Origin of the sequence: Sporosarcina beigongshangi, from assembly GCF_033485195.1 — a bacterium.
Lineage (GTDB): Bacteria > Bacillota > Bacilli > Bacillales_A > Planococcaceae > Sporosarcina > Sporosarcina beigongshangi.
Genome location: NZ_JAWLIR010000025.1, coordinates 1 through 22378, shown reverse-complemented (window position 1 = coordinate 22378; position 22378 = coordinate 1). Strand labels below are relative to the sequence as shown.

The window sequence follows — 22378 nt, the reverse complement described above, 5'->3', positions numbered from 1 at the left end:
ATAGGACCACTCCTTCAGAAAAGCATTCTTTCTATTATACCGCTTTTCATGCCAGACCGGAAATGATGTTATTCGGTATCTTCCTCTTTTGCATGCTTTTGGATTAATGTTAATAAAGATTTATTGGCATTCAGGAAAATCCGTCGATCTTTTTCAGTTAAAAGAGCAGCCAAAGCAACAAATTCACGCAGCTCAGAACTCTCTTCAAACAGCTGTCGATGTCGATCCATAAAGCTATCCATATAACGTTCCCGTACCTCTGATGTTTTGGCTGGCTGTGTCACCTTGAAATCCCTCACTGATTTTAAAGGAGTTCCTAAAATCATAGCCAAAAAATAATCATCTGGTACAGCGAATGTTTCCTTGACGATAGGGAGTAAATCAATTGGGAACCCTCGCTCACTCCTTTCGTAATTGGACAATGCAGCAGGGTCTATTTTTAGCTCAAGCGCAGCTTCAAGCTGTTTCATACGTAAATACTCTTCCCGATATTCCTTGAATTGTTTCCCGAAATGCATAGTACCATCCCTCTCTTTTTTCACAACCGTATAGAAGAATAGAGTAGGTTTTTAATAAACCAACGATACGTTGATAAAAAGTGGCTATTCGTTGGTTTTTAATAAAAAATACTATTATTGCGACTAAAGGGGGTGATGAGTCATTGGAAAAACTAATTCTCTACGTACCTAATTTGGAAAAACAATTTAATGAAAGAAAAGAATTGCAACAGGCTTCTTTCATTTCAAATACAACGAGTCATGTAAACTATATAAAGGAAGAAAGAAAACTATATATGAACACCGCGGTATTTGGAACACTTGAATTCCAAGTTGTCCTATTGGACTTTGAACAAAACAAAATGATCTTTAAAAGAAAAAAGGAATTGCCCCGCGATATACAAGACGAACTATATGAACTACTCACTTCATATCAGCTCGAATTCCAGCCAGTTCATCTGTCATTCATTATGCACAGACCCGAGCGAACAAAAATAAGATAATAGAAGCACCCTAAGGCGTTATGAGCAAGAAGAGCGAAATGTACACAAAGTAGTCATAGATGTGATAGAATAGTAATAATCGGAATATTCAATTCGGGAGGGGAGAAAGATGCTATCCGTACAGCGTATGACACCTTTTTTTACAAGCCAAGAGGATTTTCGTCTTCGTTTAGTATTCGCTTATCAGTATTTCTCCATCATCAAAGGAGGAGAAGTATTTCAATTCGTTCCTTCAGAGGGAAAAGAAATCGTCATCAATATGAAGAGTTTACAGGTTGAAAATCTTGGAGAAGTATTCGTATTCCAACGAGGCAACCGATTTATTCGACTGCCGCTCTATCAGCTACTACTCATATCAGACCTTCATATTCATTTGACAACGATTCTGGAAGGGGCACTCAATCTTGAAACAGAGCTGCTCGAAGTTGTCACACTTGAAGCGGTTGAAATCCTAGAAGCTTTAGAGGAAGAAAACCGCCTCCGCATGATTGACTACGCGCTCGAAACGAATAATCTATCGATGTTCAATGAACTGACGGAAGGACTGTCGTAATAGTGAAAAAAGGAATATGAAAAACACCAATCGTTAGCGACTAACGGATGGTGTTTTTTTGTCTTCAATAGCATAGAGGGAATTCAAAACTTCTCACCCTGTAATAAAGTAAAGCGCGACAACGAAAATAGTTGAGCCTGTCAATCCAAATAGAAAGTCCTGCCATGTTAATCCGAACTTTTTTTCCTCTTTCATAACAATCCGCCCCTTTGTCGATTTCCCGGGAAATAAGTTGAAATTCATTCCCCTATGAATCGGTCCTTGTCAGAAGGATAGACAAAAAGACCGCATTTTAAACAACAACGATTATATATCTAGTGTCTCTTTAAAGAGAAGTTGTAAGAAAATATACTGCTGCGTGACATTGTAGACAGGGAGTCCCTAAATCATCCATTTCGAAATTAGTCTATGCGGATTGCAGCATGTCTATGCCTATAAATGATGCGCACATAACATCTGTAGCTGACGCTTCGCTTACAGTACAAAATAATTTGCTGAACGAAGATAAATAATTCACATAAAAACTACTAATTTGTAGTCTAAATTGAATCGCCCCGTAATAAGTTCTACTTATCGCACAATTTTTAGCAAGTGCAGAATAGTAGTAAAGGGGAAATGAAAATTGGGGAACAAGAAGTTTAAATCATTTTTCAGTGTCATTCTTGCATTGGCAATGGTATTTTCGTTGCTGGCTCCGTTATCGGTAACAGCAAATGCAAATGCACCGAAGCCATTCAAACCGGACAACCATAATGAAAGCATCATGCAACTGAAAGCAGCAATTGCGGGGCAGGAGCAAAATCAGCTACAGCAACCCGTACTGCATCCCGATTTACAAGACCTTAAGGGAAATGAAGAAGTGGGCATTATCGTCCACCTATCTGAAGACTCTGCTGGACTCGCACATGGCAAACAGAAACTAAACAATAAAAGTTTCACAGCGGCAGAACGCTCGAAAGTGATAAATAATGTGAAGACGCAACAGGCGCAAGTGAAAAAGATGATGAAAGTGAAAAACATCAGCGTGAAAGAGAAGTTTTCCTACGACACAGTGCTGAATGGGCTGGCACTCACCGTCAAAGCGGACGAGCTACAGGAACTACTCAATATTCCAGGAGTCACATTGATTGAACCAGATTTACTCATGTATGCACTCGACAATCCAACAAAAGATGGACAAGTCGATGCGACGATGTCAACAAGTGCCCCACATTTAGAAATCGAAAAATTATGGGACAAAGGGATTGACGGTAAAAATATTAAAGTCGGCGTCCTCGATACGGGAATCGACTACACCCATCCAGAGTTTGAAGGAATTTATAAAGGTGGCCGTAACTATATTCAGCATACAAGCCAATACGCACGTCCACGGGCAGACAATGATCCATACGAAACAACACCAAAAGACCGTGCGGCGACCACTCCGGAATTCGATGCAAGGGGTAGTTCCTTCTATACATCACACGGTACGCACGTTGCCGGAACGATTGCGGCAATCGGTAACAATGCATATGGCATTAAAGGGTTGGCGCCAAAAGTAGACCTGTATGCCTACCGCGTCCTTGGTGGATACGGCAGTGGTGCAACATCTGGCATTATTAAAGGTATTGAAGACTCTGTAAAGGATGGCATGGATGTCATCAATTTATCACTCGGCGGATCGTCTAACAGCGCCATCGCCGCAGATGCAATCGCCATAAACAACGCCATGATTGAAGGGACAGTTGCAGTAGTGGCAACGGGCAACTCAGGACCAGAGCGTGGCACAATTGGCAATCCATCAACAGCAGCACTCGGCATTGCTGTCGGGAATTCAACAAATCCCGAAGTAGAACATACAGCAACAGTGTCTGTGAAGGTAGGCGCATATGAAAAAACGACTGACATCAAACTAATGGGTGTTAAATTCGGTGAAGACCTAGCGGCAGCACTTGCAGGTGACTTCGAGGTCGTTGCCATTCCGAACATAGGAGCAGCAACAGACTACACGGGCATTGACGTACAAGGGAAAGTGGCACTTGTTTCCCGTGGAGAGATTGCCTTTGTCGATAAAATCGCAGCAGCCAAGGCGGCGGGTGCATCTGCGATTTTAATTCACAATGCCTCAAACGGAGCAGGAGCGCCAGGACCATCAAATGTTTACCTAGGTGACTCATTCGATTTCATTCCCGCATTTGATATGTCCTATACAGAAGGTAAAGCCCTTCGTGACGCACTTGCTGCAAATAATGGACAAGTGTCATTCAACAATTTCACAGCTGCAACAACGACTGGCGATATCATGAATCCATCCTCGTCACACGGACCGACGAATCCAGATTTTGATATTAAACCAGACGTCACGGCACCTGGAACGAATATCATGTCGACAATTCCAATGTATGGAAAAGACTCTGCAGCTGCAGATTACAGCGAAGCCTATGACCGTAAAACAGGCACATCAATGGCAACGCCGCACATCGCAGCCATCGCAGCATTGGTTAGACAAGCCAATCCAACATGGACACCATTTGATGTCAAGGTCGCAATTTCCAACACAGCAAAATTGATTGATACGAACGCCTATGACGTCTTCGCACAAGGAGCTGGACGCGTCCAACCCTACGAAGCCGCGTACCCTACTATCCTTGCCTATTCCATGGATACAACCACTTTTTCAGGCAATGAAGTCGCGCATGAAAAAGGAACTATCACATTCGGCAAACTGCCACAAGTAAAAGAGCAGGCCGTCACAGTGAAAAAACAAATACGTGTCGTTGATGCTGCTAAAAAAGGTGGCACCTATTCAGTACGTGTAGAAACGACAAAAGCATTTGGGACTGCCAAGGTGACAGTTAATAAACCGACGTTTACTCTGAACGATACAGAAATGCTTGAGGTCACATTAAATGCACCAAAAGCAGCAACGAAAAAAGGTGATGAACTACTTGGGTACATCCATATTTCAGGTGGGGGAACTGAGGTTTCATTGCCATTCGCGGCAGACTTTAATGGCATAGCGGAAACGGCGATTGAAGACCTTGCAATAACAGAAACAGATCTATCATTCGATGGAGACGGCTTCAAAGATGAGGCTATGCTGACATTTAAACTTACCGGAGATGTCAAAACCAACTACATCGAACTATGGGATATCATGAATCCAGACGGTGGTGAATATGGCGATGGTTACATCGGCTACCTGCACGCAGGTACATCCCTTGCAGCGGGCTCATATGAATTAGGCATTAAAGGGATTTACAAGCCGTGGGCAACAGCGATGCCGCAAACGACAATTCCCGATGGCCTCTACACAATCGACTTCACGGGAGAAACAGTGTCAGGTAATCCGCCAATTATCGGTGATTATGCAGGGCCAGTTGTTGTCAAATCAACAGCGGGTACTATCGAAGGAACCGTTACAGGCACAACCGCAACAGGTAAAATCATCGACAAATATGTTGACTATCAGGCCGAACTCATCCAATACGATCTTGGCTATGACATCAACACAAAATTGAACGCAACATTTGAAGTGCTGGAAAACGATGCCGTTAAATCATCAGGCGCCGTAACACTTGCACAAGATGGCACTTTCTCCTTTGATGTGGGTACATTTAATAAAAACACAGATGTTGTTAAAGTGAAATATAGTGATGCCGCAGGTAACAAGGCAGAGAAGGTCCTTGAAATAGGTGCAGGAGACCCAGATCCAGACCCAGTTTCCTATGTTGTGAATAAAACAAGCTTGACCATGGGCATTGATCAGCAAGAACAGCTGATTGTCACTGAAAAAACGACAAATTCAGACGGTACGGTCACAGAAAAGGATGTCACAGCAAAAGGAAGCTACAGCAGCGCGAACAGCAAAATTGCAACGGTTCAAAAAGGTCTCGTCACAGCAAAAGCGGTTGGAACAACGCAAGTGCGCATTCAACTGCCCGATCAACAGCCGATCATTGTGGAAGTTGAAGTGAAGGCGACTCCGCAAGATATCGTCACGTATGCTGTCAATAAAACCAATGTAACACTAGGCGTTGGCCAGCAAGAACAGCTCATCGTCCTGGAAACAACGATTAAACCCGATGGCACAGTGATCGAGAAAGACGTTACTGTAAAAGGAAGCTACAGCGTTGCTGACAACAGTGTGGCAACAGTTCAAAAAGGTCTTGTCAATGCAAAGAAGGTTGGGAAAACGCAAGTACGCATCAACATTCCTAACGAAGAAACAATTTACGTCTATCTTGAAGTGACAAAAATTCCGCAAGACATCGTTAACTATCAGGTGAGTCACACGAGCATGAACCTTCAAGTAGGACAACAGCAGCAGCTCAAAGTAACAGAAATTACGACTAAACCAAATGGGCAGATTACAAACAAAGACGTCACAGTTACAACAAAGTTCAATGTTGCCAATAACCAAATTGCAACAGTCCAAAAAGGTCTCGTCACAGCAAAAGCAGCTGGAAAAACACAAGTGCGTGTGATGATTCCAGACCAAGAGCCAATTCTTGTTTACCTTGACGTCACAGAGGTGCAAAAAGATGTCATCACGTATTCGGTGAATAAGGAAACAGTCACATTGACAGTCGGTCAGCAAGAGCAGCTAAAAGTCACTGAAACAACGACCAAGCCAAACGGTCAAATCATTACCAAAGACGTTACAGCAACGGGATCTTACAATGTCGTCAACAATAAAGTGGCAACCGTCAAAAAAGGTCTCATCACAGCACTTACGCCGGGAAGTACACAAGCACGCATAATGATTCCAAATCAACCAACGATTCTCGTGTACATTAACGTGAAAGACGTGGAAAAAGATCGTGTGACCTACTCGGTCAATATGACAGATTTACGGCTAATCGTCGACCAGCAGGAACAAATCACTGTCACTGAAACAACGGTGAAGCCGAACGGACAAATTAGCACAAAAGATGTCACAGCAACGGCAAGCTTTAACGTCGTCAACAATCAAATTGCGACGGTTAAAAAAGGTGTTGTTACTGGGAAGAAAGTAGGGAAAACTCAAGTAAACGTCAAAATACCTGACCAACCTACACAATTTGTTTATCTTGAGGTAGTTGAAGCGCCAAAGGAAATTGTGACCTATGCGGTCGACATAACTAACCTAGAACTCCAAGCGGGCGAGCAACAGCAATTGACAGTGATTGAAACCACATTAAAGCCGGACGGCTCGTTGACAACGAAAGATGTGACAGCAGCCACTAAATTCACACCATCTAACAACAAAGTTGTGAAATTGAACAAGGGTCTTGTTACAGCCGTTGGTCCAGGTAAAGCTGTTATTACAGTTGCACACCCGAACTTTACGACAGTAGTCTATGCAACTGTTGAGGCACTAGGTGGAAGTATCTTAAAACCAGTGGAAGATGTGCAAGCACACACACTTCGTGTAAATTAAGGATTCGTATTACTGTGATAGGGAACGCCTTGTTTATCAAGGGGATTCCCTATTTTTTTATTAAAAGGGAGATAAATTTTGAATTTTAGGGTATAAAGTAATATAAGTGAAATAAATACGGGGCTTTTTCCGTGTAAGGAAGTGCGAAAATGAGAGGGATAAATGACAGGGCAATTGAATTGCTGCAAAAAAAACCGAAACAACAAAATGGAGTGGCAAGAAGAGCAGCAAGTGATAGAAAATATAGGACATCCTCTGCCAGGGTACAAGATTACGTCGTACTCGATTTTGAAACAACAGGCTTTCGCGCCGGTGCGGATCGGATCATTCAAATCGGAGCCATCAAATATAGCAATCATGAAAAAACGGACCTACTCAATACACTAATCAATCCACAGCGCTATATCCCACCTTCAATTACGCGGCTGACAGGTATTACAAACGAAGCAGTGGAATTAGCACCAACAATCGAACAAAAGATTGGAGAGCTGATTGATTTCATCGGGGACTTACCGATTGTTGTACATAATGCACCCTTCGATATGGGATTTCTTTATGCGCTCGAATTCAGCACGAATATCAACATTCCCGAATATACGGTCATCGACACAGTAAAGCTTGCGCGAAAAATGATTCGTGAAACCCCGAACCATAAATTGACGACGCTAACAGAGTTTCTTCAGCTCGAACACGATGCCCATGACGCTATTGGAGACTGCCTAGCTACCGCCGCAATCTTTCAATATTGCATGAAAAAGAATCGTTAATAGCAGCCAGTTTACCTTGTTACACGAATTTAGGTAAATTGACGAAAAGCCACTTCATTCAAAAATCCCTATATGGCACACCAAACGACTAGCAACCGCCTGATTATAGAGGCGGTTTTTTTATCGTCAATAAAAATGCAAAAAAGCTGAATGAAAAAATTTACATAAATAATATAGTCGAATCTCATAATAACTGTTAAACTCATACTAGTAAGTGAATAATAAGTTAATAGTAAAGGGGAGAAACAAATGTTTAAAAGTGTCAGTAACAAAAAGATCTTTGCTACATCAGTAACAGCTGCTGCGATAGCGGTGGCGGTAGTGGTACCTACAGCTTCTGCAGATACGGCTTCATTTAAAGATGTATCATCGAATTATGCAGATGCAGTTCATTTTTTAGTCAGCAATGACATGACAAAAGGATTTAGCACGACGCAATTTGGAACACTGAATACCATTAAACGAGCGGATGCAGCGGTATTTATCGCACGAGCAGCCGGTTTTCAACCCGAAGGAAAATATAAAAATTCAGGCTTTACAGACGTTCCAAGTCATGCGAAATGGGCAGTCGACGCACTCGTTGAAGCCGGCGTTCTAAATGGACTAAACGACAAAGAATTTGGCGCCAATGAACCATTGACGCGTAACCAAACAGCGAAAGTACTAGCGAATGCAGCAGGTTTAAAAATCAATGACGCCGTCAAAACATCTGCGTTCAAAGATGTTAATACCAGCTTCGCGAAGTATGTCCAAGCTTTGGTTGATGCTGGAATTACAAAAGGAAAAACAGAAACAAGCTTCGGTTCATACGCACCTGTTACAAGAGGCGAGTTAGCCTTATTTATTCATCGTGCAAAAGAACAATTCGGCTTCTTGGATCTTATGATTATGCATACGAACGACACGCACGCTTATTTAGATAGATTCCCTTATATTGCCACAGCAGTGAAAGAGCTGCGTACGGAGCATGCGAATAGTATCCTTCTACACGCAGGTGACGTATTCTCTGGCGATCTTTATTTCAACGCATTTCTAGGGCAGGCTGATCTTGCAATCATGAACGACCTTGGCTATGATGCAATGACTTTTGGAAACCATGAATTTGATCTTGGCTCCACTAAAGACGGGCATCTTGCTCTTTCAAACTTCGTCAAAGGTGCTAAGTTCCCATTACTAGCATCAAACGTTGATTTCTCAAAAGACAAGCTTTTCGAAGGGCTGCAAACAAAATCTGTCGAGTCTGACTACAAAGACGGCCATATTTATGATGGAGTCGTCCTGAATATCAACGGCCAATCAGTAGGTGTCTTCGGCCTGACAACTGAGGAAACACCAAGTATCGCAAGTACTGGCGAAGTCCAATTCTTAAACTATATTGACCGTGCAAAAGCATCAGTCGCGGCATTCGAAGCAAAAGGCATCGATAAAATCATTGCCCTAACGCATCTCGGATTTGATGACTCTTTAACATTCGACAATGATTTGGAGCTTGCGAAACAAGTAAAAGGCATTGACGTCATCGTTGGAGGCCATACGCACTCTACGTTAAAAGAGCCTCATATCGCCAAAAACCATGACGCACCAACAATCATTGTTCAAGCCAATGAATACGGAAAAGTGCTCGGTACACTAAACGTTTCATTCAATAAAAAAGGCGAAGTCTATGCGCACGCTGGAGAATTGGTCAACACAGACACTTCTGCATCTACGCCTACAACAGTAAAACCAGATGCACAAACAGCTAGAATTTTAGCGCCATATGCTGCGAAAGTAAAAGAAATCCGAGAAGAATCCATCGGTAAAACAGCACTTGTTGATCTCGACGGTCGACGCGTATCCGATGATAACGGCATTTCAAGCGTTCGCTACAATGAAACGACTCTCGGAAACTTAATGACAGATGCTATGCTAGCAAAAGCACAGGAAATAGAACCGAAAACTGCAATTGCCCTTCAAAATGGCGGTGGAATTCGCGCAACAATTCCAGCAGGAGATATAACAGTTGGAGATGTTCTCAAAGCGATGCCATTTGGTAACGCTCTAGCGATAGTCGAAATTTCAGGAGCAGATTTGAAAGCGACATTAGAACATGGTATTTCTGCTGATGTGCGCGAAGGCGGCGGACTAAAAGAAAATGGAGCGTTTCTACATGTCGCAGGTATGCAGTATTCCTACGATTCCAAAGCTGAAAAAGGCAAGCGCCTAACATCTGTAAAAGTGAAAAAAGGCGAGGAATATGTAGACCTCGTTGACAGCGAAATGTATTTCGTCACAACAGCTAACTTCACAGCAAAAGGCGGCGACGGCTTCGAAAAATTCGCCAAAGCCTACGCAGATGGTCGTGTCTCTGAACCAGGCTTCGTCGACTACGAAAACTTCATCAACTACGTAAAAACACTAGAAACAGTCGATCCAAAAGTAGAAGGCCGCATCATCGACATATCTCTACCAAAACAATAACTCAAAAACGCCCCGCCGCCGGATCAATCTGGCGGACGAGGCGTTTTTTTATGTGTTTTAGGACAGTGAGTAGCCATTTTCGCCGAGTTTCCAACGAAAGTATCGGACTGTGCAACCATTTCCCCGAAGTGTGCAACCAAATCACGAAAGTCTCCAACCATTTGCGCAAAGTGTGCAACCAAGCGCCAACTTTCCAACAAAAGTATCGAAGCGTCCAACATTTCCCCCGAAGTGACCAACCAAATCACAACAGTCTCCAACCATTTGCGCAAAGTGTGCAACCAAGCGCCTAGTTTCCAACAAAAGTATCGAAGCGTCCAACATTTCCCCCGAAGTGTGCAACCAAATCACGAAAGTCTCCAACCATTTGCGCAAAGTGTGCAACCAAGCGCCAACTTTCCAACAAAAGTATCGAAGCGTCCAACATTTCCCCCGAAGTGACCAACCAAATCACAACAGTCTCCAACCATTTGCGCAAAGTGTGCAACCAAGCGCCAACTTTCCAACAAAAGTATCGAAGCGTCCAACATTTCCCCCGAAGTGACCAACCAAATCACAACAGTCTCCAACCATTTGCGCAAAGTGTGCAACAAAGCGCCGAGTTTCCAACAAAAGTATCGAGGTGTGCAACCATTCCCCCGCAGTGTGCAACCAAATCGCGAAAGCCTCCAACCATTTGCGCAAAGTGTGCAACAAAGCACCGAGTTTCCAACAAAAGTATCGAAGTCTCCAACATTTCCCCCCGCACAGTGCAACCAAATCGCTAAAGTCTCCACCCATTTGCGCAAAGTGTGCACCAAAGCGCCGAGTTTCCAACATAAGTATCGAGGTGTGCAACCATTCCCCCGCAATGTGCAACCAAATCGCGAAAGCCTCCAACCATTTGCGCAAAGTGTGCAACAAAGCACCGAGTTTCCAACAAAAGTATCGAAGTCTCCAACATTTCCCCCCGCAGTGTGCAACCAAATCGCTAAAGTCTCCAACCATATGCGCAAAGTGTGCAACCAAGCGCCTAGTTTCCAACAAAAGTATTGAAGTGTCCAACCATTCTCCCGCAGCGTGCAACCAAATCGCTAAAGTCTCCAACCATATGCGCAAAGTGTGCAACCAAGCGCCTAGTTTCCAACAAAAGTATTGAAGTGTCCAACCATTCTCCCGCAGTGTGCAACCAAATCGCGAAAGCCTCCAACCATTTGCGCAAAGTGTGCGACCAAGCGCCAAGTTTCCAACAAAAGTATTGAAGTGTCCAACCATTCTCCCGCAGTGTGCAACCAAATCGCTAAAGTCTCCAACCATATGCGCAAAGTGTGCAACCAAGCGCCTAGTTTCCAACAAAAGTATTGAAGTGTCCAACCATTCTCCCGCAGTGTGCAACCAACTCGCTAAAGTCTCCAACCATTTGCGCAACGTGTGCAACCAAGCGCCAAGTTTCCAGCAAAAGTAGAGAAGTGTGCAACCATGCCCTCGCAGTGTGCAACCAAATCGTCAAAGACTCCAACCATTTGCGCAAAGTGTGCGACCAAGCGCCAAGTTTCCAACAAAAGTAGAGAAGTGTGCAACCATTCCCTCGCAGTGTGCAACCAAATCGTCAAAGTCTCCAACCATTTGCGCAAAGTGTGCAACAAAGCGCCGAGTTTCCAACAAAAGTAGAGAAGTGTGCAACCATGCCCTCGCAGTGTGCAACCAAATCGTCAAAGACTCCAACCATTTGCGCAAAGTGTGCAACAAAGCGCCGAGTTTCCAACAAAAGTAGAGAAGTGTGCAACCATGCCCTCGCAGTGTGCAACCAAATCGTCAAAGACTCCAACCATTTGCGCAAAGTGTGCAACGAAGCATTAAGTCTCCAACAAAAGTGTTGAAGTGTCCAACATTTCCCCCGCAGTGTGCAACCAAATCGTCAAAGTCTCCAACCATTTGCGCAATGGGTGCACAGAAGCATTAATTCCCCATCAAACGTGTTGAAGTGTCCAACCTTTCCCCCGCAGTGTGCAACCCAATCGGCAAAGTGTCCAACCATTTGCGCAATGGGTGCACAGAAGCATTAATTCCCCATCAAACGTGTTGAAGTGTCCAACCTTTCCCCCGCAGTGTGCAACCAACTCGCAAAAGTCTCCAACCGTTTGCGCCAAGTGTGCAACCAAGAGCCAACCTTTCAACAAAAGTATCGAAGTGTGCAACATTACCCCCGAAGTGTGCAACCAAATCGCTAAAGTCTCCAACCATTTGCGCCAAGTGTGCAACCAAGAGCCAAGCTTTCAACAAAAGTATCGAAGTGTGCAACATTTCCCCCGCAGTGTGCAACCAACTCGCTAAAGTCTCCAACCATTTGCGCAAAGTGTGCAACCAAGCGCCAACCTTCCAACAAAAGTATCCAAGCCTCCAACATTTTCCCCGAAGTGTCCAACGAAACCCACCGAGTCTCCAACCATCCCCCCGCAGTGTGCAACCAACAACCGTCATTTTCCCCACAAAAAATCAACAATAATTGCATAACCGCCAAAATATAAATTTAGTTCGTTCGAAACATATAAAACTAGCACGAGTTGTGGTAGACTTTGAGTAATATTTGTAAAAAAAGGAGCTTAAAAATTGAAAAAAATAGGACTGATACTTCTATCGTGTTTATTGCTCATCTCAGCGTCCTTATTACCAACGGACTTCGCAGCGGCGGCTCCAGTATATACTGACATTCCCGTGAAACACCGTGCTTATAAGGAAATTTACTATCTTGCACAAAGTGACATCACGACATCGGACAACCCTACCCTTTTTTCACCTGACGCACCTATGACACGTGCACATGCCGCAGCGATGATTGGCAAGGCCATTCAGCTGACGGGCGACCAAGCAACAACACAGTTTTCAGATGTAAATGTCAGCCATTTTGCATCAGGATATATTGCTGAATCTGTTAACCGTGGCATCATTAAAGGCTACCTCGACGGGACATTCAAGCCTGACGAAACGCTAAAACGAGGAGAAATGGCCTTGCTCATTAGCCGCGCATTCGGTTATCAATCGGATTCCACAACAGCAGCAGCCCAGGAATTCATGGACAAAGGCATTTCACAAGGTACAGGAAATGGAATATTTGGGACAGGCGACTTGATGAAACGCGGCGACTTCTCTATATTTCTAGCACGTGCCATTAATGCAGAATTCCGTGTAGGCAACAAAGCACTTAGTGCGACGCCGATGTATGTAAATGTAGACGAGTCGACGTCGTTGAATATGCGACAAGGACCTTCCACTGAATATACGACAACAAAACAACTATTTGCAGGCTATCCGGTAGACGTTTTCTATCGAGTTGGAGATTGGCTTTACACAAAAGTGGACAACAATTACGGATTTCTACATAGTGGATTTCTTTCAACGGATCAGCCAATCGTAAGCTCCATTAAAGACCCAATCGACCTAGTCGTAGATACCAATACGCCAAAAACAATTGACCAATTAGTGGTCATTATCGACCCAGGGCACGGTGCTCATGATCCAGGCGCAATCGGCTTCGGTCTAAAAGAAAAAGATGTTGTACTCGATGTTTCATTGCGGATGAAAAAGTATTTTCAACAAACACCAATTCCTGTGGCACTAACGCGTGAAACGGACGTGTTCGTAACGCTTCAAGACCGTGTGAAGTTTGCCCAGCAGAACCAAGGGGATGTATTTATAAGTGTGCATGCAAATGCATTTAACGGTTCTACGAACGGCACAGAAACATTTTATTACTCGGCAGCGCGAAATGCCCAAGTCGACGAATCAAAAGCGTTGACAACCTATATCCATAAGAGAATGCTTGAAGCATGGAAGCTCTCGGATCGTAAAGTCAAAAAAGGAAATCTTCACGTTCTTCGTGAAAATTCAATGCCTGCCACACTTATCGAAATGGGCTTCATCGACAATAAAAGTGACAATGCATACCTGGCGTCAGCAGAGCGCCGAGAGCAAATGGCAAGAGGGATTTTCCTAGGTACGCTCGATTACTATTATCACTATGAAGGCCGTACAGAAATGGCCGCATTCTATTCGAAATTTAATGCAACACCTTCAGCGAAGCATTATTAATCTTCGTTTGGCAGAAAACACCTATTCAATAGGTGTCAAGATTACGCCTCGGCGTAATTGATAAATTTGCTGCAGAAGTCCTGCCGGAATTGATTTCTGGCAGGACTTTTTTTACAAAGTGCTCGTAGATCATTACAGAAAATGAGTGGGGGAATAGTCTCAGTGCGTACATTTGGAATATCAACGATTATAACAATTATGCTGCTTTTCGGCCTGCAAAGCGGAGCGCAAGCTAGTAGCGATGCGGCTGAAGAATACTTCATCGTAGGTGGCAATCAAACAGAAATTCTCACATTCATGCAACAGGAGCAGATGTCTATCGGAAAAGTCTATTCTACTTTTTCCGTAATAATTGCTAACCTAACAGATCAACAGCAGCAACGTCTCAAATCGAAATTCACAGAAATTCATATTCAATCAAATCGACAATATGAACAAAGCAAGGATTCCGAGCGCAGCTCTATCAAAATGATCCAAGCGACAGCCGAAGTCGCTTCACCCTATACGGGACTGGGCGTTAAAGTAGCTGTCCTCGATTCTGGAGTCGATACAGAACATCGTGACCTCAATGTCAAAGGAGGACACTGCACATTGGTACATGATTGTGCACCCGGCATTCCCTATGACGATGACAATGGACATGGCACACATGTCGCAGGAATTATCGCAGCGCTAAAAAATGATACAGGAATCGTTGGGATTGCACCAAGTGTAGACCTCTACAGCATCAAAGCCCTCAACGCATTCGGCGTCGGGACGACAAATAGCTTAGTCGATGGCGTTGAATGGGCTATTCAAAACAAAATGGATATTTTAAATCTGAGCATCACAACAGAAAAAAATGACCTAGCACTCAAAACCGCACTAGAAGCCGCTTATAAGAAAGGGATGCTAATTGTAGGCTCCGCAGGAAATAACGGCGAATCGGCGAATAAAACCGTCATGTATCCAGCGAAATACGACACAGTGATTGCCGTTTCTGCTGTGAAATCAGATTTATCCAAGCTCAAGGAAAGTGCCGTCGGTGAAGAAGTCGACATTGCAGCACCAGGCGGATCAATTCTTAGCACATACCCAATCGAATCGGATTCCATGGATGGAAAAGCAGACGGCTACACTCATCTTTCAGGAACGTCAATGGCAACCCCACATGTGACTGGTATCCTTGCGCTTTACAAAGAACGCTTTCCGGAAAAGACCAACGCCGAATTACGTTCACTTATTAATGAAACCGCAAAAGACCTAGGGGAAGTAGGAAAAGACCCAGTATTCGGTCATGGACTCGTACAATATGCTGCAAAGCTAGCAGGAGTCACAACATTCACTACGAAAAATGAACAAGGAAAAGTTACTCTCACGGCAGGAGAGACAACAAACATCAACATAGAATCGAATGGTAAACAGGTACCGCATGAAAACGGGCAATGGCATCTTTATGGCGTGGACGGAACAATAACCATTTTCGTGACGACAACAGATACCGCTGCAAAAAGCACAGTGGAAAAGCAGCACATCACCTTTAACAGTCCAAGCTATTCAGATGTGACTAACGCCCAAAGATTTGCAGGACCAATTGGATTCATGAGTCACAACAACCAGATTAAAGGCTTCGAGGATGGCACATTTAGACCTTATGCCAACATCACGCGAGGCGAGGCGGCAACACTCATCGGGCGCGCACTCGGTTTTTCATCAGCACCTGCCAAGACTGGCTTCAAGGATGTCCATACATCATCATTCGCATCTGGCTATATTAAAGCAGCCGTCGACGCCAAAATCATCTCAGGCTTTTCCGATGGCACATTTAGACCTGGAAGCAATGTGACACGCGCCGAAATGGCTATTCTCATTTCAAAAGCCTTTGACCTAAAAAGCAATAATAGTACCGATTTCAAAGACGTCAAACCTTCAATGGCCGCCTACCAATCCATCAAAGCACTAACGGCATCAGAAGTCACGACGGGGTACGGTGACGGTACATTTAAACCCTATAACAATATGACAAGAGCAGACTTCACCGTCTTCTTAGCAAGAGTTCAAAATGACTTTTTTAAATAAAGAACCAAAGTATACCAAAAAATGATAGAATGAAAGAAAAATCGACATGAGGTGAAAAGATGAAAAAACGATTTACACAAATCATGATCATAATAGCCATCATCGTTGCGTTACCCATTATGTCAGCTAAAAGCACGCTTGCCGCTACCAACGATAAAATCAGCGAATTCGCCCAGCAATTTGTAGGAATCCCGTACCTATGGGCTGGAACAACCATTTTAGGATTTGACTGCTCAGGGTTGATTCGCCATGTGTATAGCAATTTTGGAATCGAGTTGCCGAGAACCTCTGAGGAACAATCTAAAGTAGGGAGCGCAGTTGCAGACAATGACCTTCAACCTGGCGACATTGTATTTTTCGAAAATACATACAAAGAAGGCATCTCTCACTCTGGTATTTATCTAGGAGATAACATGTTTATTTCCGCTGAGACTAAGGGTGTCGCAATCGCTAAGCTAAAATCGCATCCGTATTGGGAGCAGCGTTATGTTGGAGCAAGAAGAGTAGTAGGCGCATCGACTTCTCCTGAAATAGCTCCGAAACCGGTCACATTCTCAGACTTACCGAATACACATCCCGCATACAATGCAGTCCAGGACTTGAATAGCAAAGGCGTCATTAATGGGTTCCTAGACGCTACGTTCAAACCCGAGGATTCCGTAACACGTGGACAAGCCGCAGCTATGCTGAACCGCGTGTTGAAGCTGCAGGCAAAAGGGTCCGTTATTTTTACGGACGTCGGCACAACTCACCAATTCGCAGCCGACATTGCCGCTATGAATGAAAGCGGAATTTTAAAAGGCTACGAGACAGGAGCGTTTGGCATAACAGACCAGCTCACTCGTGGACAACTAGCGATCATCGTCGATCGAGCGTTCCAGCTACAAGAGAAAGCCAAGCAAAAAGTGCAAATCGCGTCACTTTATGCAGACGTGCCTTCAAACTACTGGGCATCTGAATCTATACACGCTTTAAAAGTATTAGACCTAACAACAATATTCCAAACGCAAACCTATGACATGCACAAAGCGGCCTCCAGGGCAGAATTCTCCGCCGCCGTTTTCAGTGCGATAAAAGCACAATGACGAAAAAGCGACTATTTTCTGGAAGATGAATAATCATAGAATTCTTGATAGAATAAGATGAAGTGAGTTTTAGGGAGGAAAAGTGAATGAAGCGAAAGCTAGTTGCTATAATTGCTATGATCGTATTATTGATCCCGATTGCACCTGCTATGTCTCATGCGGATGAATTAAAGGGACTAACACTCGAAAAAGAAATGCGCGCTATGATTGAGCTTGGAATCATCAAAGGGTACACAGACGGCAAAGTCCACCCAAAAGCAGATGTCAATCGCGGGGATTTCGCAGCATTTCTAGCACGGACAATGAAACTACCAACAGAAACACCTAACTTTATTGACGTAAATACCTCATCGGCCATTGCTGGTGAAATTGGTGCCATCCAAAAGACCGGCATTATGAAAGGTACTTTAGATGGGAAATTTATGCCGCTAAAGCTAATGACAAGGGAAGAAATGGCGGTAACAACAGCCCGCGCACTAGCTCATCTTAACCTGAAGATTGAAAGCACGGACCTCATTCTTTCAGACCAATCAAGCTTTTCCATGGCTGAAGGAGTCTCTAGTTCAAAAACAGTTTTTGCTGCCGGCATTATGAACGGCGTGAAAGTAAACAGCGACCGTACAGAAATTACATTTGATCCAAAAGGACTTTCAAAGCGTGATCAAGTCGCAGCTGTCCTAAAAAGATTTTTAGATTACACAGGCAATGAAGTTCCAGGAGAGGGGGAAGAACCTCCTGTCGTAACACCACCGGTTACGCCTCCGGATAAATTCCAGCTGGCAATCATCCGAGACAAAAAACTCGTTTTACTCGACAAACAGTACAACACCTATACAGAAGCAGTACAAGCCTTTACGGCAAACACAGCAGCACAAGGAATCTATAAAGGAATTGAGCTACTCCGAGTAAGAAGTGGTACAGCCTTTGCTCAAGGACCAGCAGGCAACACAGCAAGCATCTACGCCAATACGAACTTTACAAACCAGCTAACCTATATCCAAGCTGGACGTGAAATGCGCGTACTCGAGCATGCAGAAAACTATATGAAAGTCCAAGTTGCAGATACAGTTGGCTACGTAAAACATAGCCAAATCGACTTCGTACCGACTGAAATCCGAAGCGATCGCGACTACTATATGGCCAATGCTAGCAAAGAATTGCTGCATTACACATTCAACTTCCTAACAAACACATATGGCACCTATACCGTTGGACCAGCGCCGGACTTCATGGCAACGGGTATCCGCTACTACGCAACAGACGGTGTCCATTTCTTAGACGGGACTGGAAAAGCAGTGGGAACTTACCACCCATACTTCCAATTCCAATCTGTTCGCACGACAAGTAGCTACACAGCTGAAGAGTTAGACGCCGTTATCCTACAAATAATTGGTGAAAGAGAACGTACAGGAATTGCAAGATACGCTAACGCTACAACGAACTCGAAACTGATCGGGCTCGGCACATATATTAAACAAATTGAAGCAGAGCATCGCGTCAACGCATTATTCATTCTAGCAACAGCCGTCCACGAAAGTGACTACGGCATCAGCGGTAACGCCATGACAAAAAACAACCTCTTCGGCATCAGAGTATTCGATAGCACACCCGAAGCTGGAGAAAAATACGCAACACCCGAAAGAAGCATCGAAGCATTCGTCACCGAATACGTAAACAAAAACTACGGTCTACCTGCTGGAAGCTATGCCAAAGGGGCAGCACCTGGCAATAAAACAGCCGGCATCAACGCACACTATGCATCCGATCCAACATGGGGCTCCAAAATTGCAGGCCACATGTGGCGCCTAGATGCAGCCATGGGTAGCAGAGATATGAAATCATACCGACTTGCTATGACCAACCAAAGCGGAACACTCAACGTGCGCACCGAACCAACAGTCAGTAGTAGCACACTACTATTCACTTACAAAGCAAGAGACCTTGGCAGAAGCGGCGAATCCGGCTACCCAGTCGCCATCGTCGAACAACAAAAAGGAAGCGACGGCTACCTCTGGTACAAAGTCCTCTCCGACGACATCCAAAAAGACTCCACCGGCAACCACATCGAATTCGGTTGGATCCGCGGAGACCTAGTCAAAGATATCAGCAACTAACGCTAACTAAACCCCCGCCACCGCGGGGGTTTTTGCATGCTTTATGGAATGTGCAGCAAATTCTGTCGGGTGTCCAACCAACCTCTCGAAGTGTCCAACAAAAACGGTCGAGTGTCCAACATCGGGTAAACTCTCCAACAAAAACGGTCGAGTGTCCAACATCGGGTAAACTCTCCAACAAAAACGGTCGAGTGTCCCACATCGGGAAAACTCTCCAACAAAAGACGACAAGTCTCCAACCAATCTCTTGAAGTGTCCAACAAAACCAGTCGAGTGTCCAACATCGGGAAGACTCTCCAACAAAAGTCGACAAGTCTCCAACCAATCTCTTAAAGTGTCCAACAAAACCAGTCGAGTGTCCAACATCGGTAAAACTCTCCAACAAACCCGCCGAAGCCTTCAACCAACCTCTTAAAGTGTCCAACAAAACCAGTCGAGTGTCCAACATCGGGAAAACTCTCCAACCAACCCGGTGGTTTTTCGAAACGCGGGAATACTCTGCACCAAAAGTCGACACGTCTCCAACCAATCTCTGAAAGTGTCCAACAAAACCAGTCGAGTGTCCAACATCGGTAAATCTCTCCAACAAACCCGCCGAAGCCTTCAACCAACCTCTTAAAGTGTCCAACAAAAACAGTCGAGTGTCCAACATAGGTAAAACTCTCCAACAAAATCGCCGAAGCCTCCAACCAACCTCTTAAAGTGTCCAACAAAACCAGTCGAGTTTCCAACATCGGTAAAACTCTCCAACAAACCCACCGAATCCTCCAACCAACCTCCTAAAGTGTCCAACAAACCCGGTCGAGTGTCCAACATCGGGAAAACTCTCCAACAAAAGTCGACAAGTCTCCAACCACTGCGACAGACCATTGAAAACATTCTCGAAGGCCTTCTAAGTCCGTCGCATCCTTCCCCAATGGAAGACCAACATCTATCGGTGGGGGAGGGTTATGCTTAATTAGCTAGTGAATCAAAAATGCTCAAAATTAAATTTTGTGGGGTGTCTAATTTCCTCACGAACCTTTTACTTAACAGGGTTTAGAGTCTATTTACCTATGAATAACATGGTTGAAATCGCGTGTTTTAGGGTCAAAAAAGGGGCAAATTTAATATTTGGTTTTCAGACACAATTTACAGAATTCTGTGTCTGTTATAAGCTGTTTTTAGGAACGGACGTCCTGTTCCATAATTGACTGAAAATGCGCTAAACTATAGGGAATTACACCCTGGCGAATGCATCATTACTCTGAAAAAAGGATGTGTTGAGATGGCTGTAACGGCATGTGTGAAAGAATCTTCGATGCCTTATCATAGGGCAATTGTAATTCGAGAAGAGAAAAGAGAGTACGTGAAGCATGATCAGATTTTTAAAGAGCTAATCAATAATTTTTTTGCTGAATTTTTGGATGTGTTTTTTCCGGAGGTTCATGCTGGGCTTGATTTTGAGTCAGTTAAACCGTTATCAGAAGAGTTGTATACGGATTTGATCAAGGGAGAAAATCGGCGGGTGGATATTGTGATTGAAGCGAAGTTGAGGGGGGCAGACACGCTCATTATTGTTCATATGGAGCCGCAAAGTACCTATCAGGATGATTTTCACAAGCGGATGTATTTGTATTTTAGTTTGCTTTATAATAAATATAGAAAGCCAATTTTACCGATTGCCATCTTTAGTTATGATGGCAAATATACAGAACTCGATGAGTTCACAATCGAGTTTCCTTTCTTTCATGTGCTGACATTTAACTTTTTGATGTTAGAGCTGAAGAAGAAAAACTGGAAGGATTATATAACGTCGGATAATCCTGTTGCCGCGGCATTGTTGGGGAAAATGGGCTATCGTGAAGATGAAAAAGTACAGGTGAAAATCGAGTTTTTGAAAATGCTAACTCGAATGCAATTGGACCCGGCGCGTTCAAGATTTATCAATGATTTTTTTGAGCAATATGTGAAATTAGATGCTAAAGAGGAGGTGCAATTTATGCGGGAGGCTAGGCGAATGGAGAGTGAAGGGGAGTTCAAGTTTACGCAGTTGCCGAATTCTTGGGAGGATAGAGGGATTCGGAAGGGGTTAGAGCAAGGAATAGAACAAGGAATAGAGCAGGGTGCAGAAAAAGAACGTGAAGTATTGGCGGTTAAAATGTTGAGAGAAGGATTTCCCATGGATGTTATTGCCAAATTAACTGATTTGGATAAGGAAGCCATTGAAAAGTTAAAAGAGCTGAATTAATCTGTTGTTCGTTTAAAAATATCCGATGTGAGGATATTTTTGTATCGGATATTTTTATCAGCAGTATTCCGATGTCGTCAACTTAGATGCTAAAGAGGAGGTGGAATTTATGCGGGAGGCTAGGCGGATGGAGAGCGAAGGGGAGTTCAAGTTTACGCAGTTGCCGAATTCTTGGGAGGATAGAGGGATTCAGAAGGGGTTAGTGCAAGGAATAGAACAAGGAATAGAACAAGGAATTGAGCAGGGTGCAGAAAAAGAACGTGAAGCATTGGTGCTTAAAATGTTGAGAGAAGGATTTCCCATGGATGTTATTGCCAAATTAACTGATTTGGATAAGGAAGCCATTGAAAAGTTAAAAGAGCTGAATTAATCTGTTGTTCGTTTAAAAATATCCGATGTGAGGATATTTTTGTATCGGATATTTTTATCAGCAGTATTCCGATGTCGTCAACTTAGATGCTAAAGAGGAGGTGGAATTTATGCGGGAGGCTAGGCGGATGGAGAGCGAAGGGGAGTTCAAGTTTACGCAGTTGCCGAATTCTTGGGAGGATAGAGGGATTCAGAAGGGGTTAGTGCAAGGAATAGAACAAGGAATAGAACAAGGAATTGAGCAGGGTGCAGAAAAAGAACGTGAAGCATTGG

General features: G+C 43.9%; 18 protein-coding genes. 11 read left to right on the top strand and 7 right to left on the bottom strand.

The genetic code is table 11. The annotated features are described in order from the left end of the window. Positions 1-68: 68 nt before the first annotated feature. Positions 69-518, bottom strand: coding sequence for a helix-turn-helix domain-containing protein (locus R2B77_RS12150; protein ID WP_203248478.1), 450 nt, complete (start codon positions 516-518; stop codon positions 69-71). Positions 519-661: 143 nt separating this feature from the next. Between R2B77_RS12150 and R2B77_RS12145 the strand changes: the two genes are divergently transcribed. From R2B77_RS12145 to R2B77_RS12125, 5 genes are all read left to right on the top strand, one after another. Continuing rightward, positions 662-1000, top strand: coding sequence for a hypothetical protein (locus tag R2B77_RS12145; RefSeq protein WP_203248479.1), 339 nt, complete (start codon positions 662-664; stop codon positions 998-1000). A 109-nt stretch (positions 1001-1109) separates the two neighbouring features. Further along, the gene (locus R2B77_RS12140; RefSeq protein ID WP_203248480.1) at positions 1110-1553 is read left to right on the top strand and encodes a hypothetical protein; all 444 of its coding nucleotides are present in this window, start codon (positions 1110-1112) and stop codon (positions 1551-1553) included. 622 nt (positions 1554-2175) lie between these two features. Further along, positions 2176-6954 (top strand): S8 family serine peptidase, encoded by a 4779-nt coding sequence (locus tag R2B77_RS12135; protein ID WP_203248481.1) that lies wholly within the window; start codon positions 2176-2178, stop codon positions 6952-6954. Between the two features lie 149 nt (positions 6955-7103). After that, entirely contained in the window at positions 7104-7721 is a 618-nt protein-coding gene (locus R2B77_RS12130) for a 3'-5' exonuclease (protein WP_203248482.1), read from the top strand. 249 nt (positions 7722-7970) lie between these two features. Beyond that, on the top strand, positions 7971-10181 hold the full coding sequence (locus R2B77_RS12125; protein WP_203248483.1) for a 5'-nucleotidase C-terminal domain-containing protein: 2211 nt from the start codon (positions 7971-7973) through the stop codon (positions 10179-10181). 23 nt (positions 10182-10204) lie between these two features. On the opposite strand, the gene R2B77_RS12120 is transcribed toward R2B77_RS12125, so the two are convergent. The 4 genes from R2B77_RS12120 to R2B77_RS12105 form a co-directional block, all read right to left on the bottom strand. Continuing rightward, positions 10205-10399 (bottom strand): hypothetical protein, encoded by a 195-nt coding sequence (locus R2B77_RS12120; protein WP_322555707.1) that lies wholly within the window; start codon positions 10397-10399, stop codon positions 10205-10207. Between the two features lie 232 nt (positions 10400-10631). Continuing rightward, complete coding sequence (locus R2B77_RS12115; RefSeq protein ID WP_322555706.1) at positions 10632-11588, bottom strand: hypothetical protein; 957 nt, start codon at positions 11586-11588, stop codon at positions 10632-10634. A 78-nt stretch (positions 11589-11666) separates the two neighbouring features. Next, complete coding sequence (locus R2B77_RS12110) at positions 11667-11876, bottom strand: hypothetical protein (RefSeq protein ID WP_322555705.1); 210 nt, start codon at positions 11874-11876, stop codon at positions 11667-11669. Between the two features lie 511 nt (positions 11877-12387). Next, the gene (locus R2B77_RS12105) at positions 12388-12606 is read right to left on the bottom strand and encodes a hypothetical protein (RefSeq protein WP_322555704.1); all 219 of its coding nucleotides are present in this window, start codon (positions 12604-12606) and stop codon (positions 12388-12390) included. A 164-nt stretch (positions 12607-12770) separates the two neighbouring features. Between R2B77_RS12105 and R2B77_RS12100 the strand changes: the two genes are divergently transcribed. The 4 genes from R2B77_RS12100 (at position 12771) to R2B77_RS12085 (ending at position 19506) form a co-directional block, all read left to right on the top strand. After that, on the top strand, positions 12771-14249 hold the full coding sequence (locus tag R2B77_RS12100) for an N-acetylmuramoyl-L-alanine amidase (protein ID WP_203248487.1): 1479 nt from the start codon (positions 12771-12773) through the stop codon (positions 14247-14249). Positions 14250-14411: 162 nt separating this feature from the next. Continuing rightward, positions 14412-16307, top strand: a complete 1896-nt coding sequence (locus R2B77_RS12095) for a S8 family peptidase (protein ID WP_203248488.1) — start codon at positions 14412-14414, stop codon at positions 16305-16307. Positions 16308-16366: 59 nt separating this feature from the next. Then, positions 16367-17392 carry a C40 family peptidase gene (locus tag R2B77_RS12090; RefSeq protein ID WP_203248489.1) on the top strand — a complete coding sequence of 342 codons (1026 nt, stop codon included), beginning with the start codon at positions 16367-16369 and terminating at the stop codon, positions 17390-17392. 86 nt (positions 17393-17478) lie between these two features. Then, positions 17479-19506, top strand: coding sequence for a glucosaminidase domain-containing protein (locus tag R2B77_RS12085; RefSeq protein ID WP_203248490.1), 2028 nt, complete (start codon positions 17479-17481; stop codon positions 19504-19506). A gap of 6 nt (positions 19507-19512) precedes the next feature. On the opposite strand, the gene R2B77_RS12080 is transcribed toward R2B77_RS12085, so the two are convergent. Then, the gene (locus R2B77_RS12080; protein ID WP_322555703.1) at positions 19513-19668 is read right to left on the bottom strand and encodes a hypothetical protein; all 156 of its coding nucleotides are present in this window, start codon (positions 19666-19668) and stop codon (positions 19513-19515) included. A 167-nt stretch (positions 19669-19835) separates the two neighbouring features. After that, a complete protein-coding gene (locus R2B77_RS12075; protein WP_322555702.1) occupies positions 19836-20240 on the bottom strand; it encodes a hypothetical protein in 405 nt (134 codons plus the stop codon). A gap of 533 nt (positions 20241-20773) precedes the next feature. Between R2B77_RS12075 and R2B77_RS12070 the strand changes: the two genes are divergently transcribed. Further along, entirely contained in the window at positions 20774-21736 is a 963-nt protein-coding gene (locus R2B77_RS12070; RefSeq protein WP_203248492.1) for an RpnC/YadD family protein, read from the top strand. A 127-nt stretch (positions 21737-21863) separates the two neighbouring features. Then, complete coding sequence (locus R2B77_RS12065) at positions 21864-22106, top strand: hypothetical protein (protein ID WP_322555701.1); 243 nt, start codon at positions 21864-21866, stop codon at positions 22104-22106. Positions 22107-22378 lie beyond the last annotated feature (272 nt).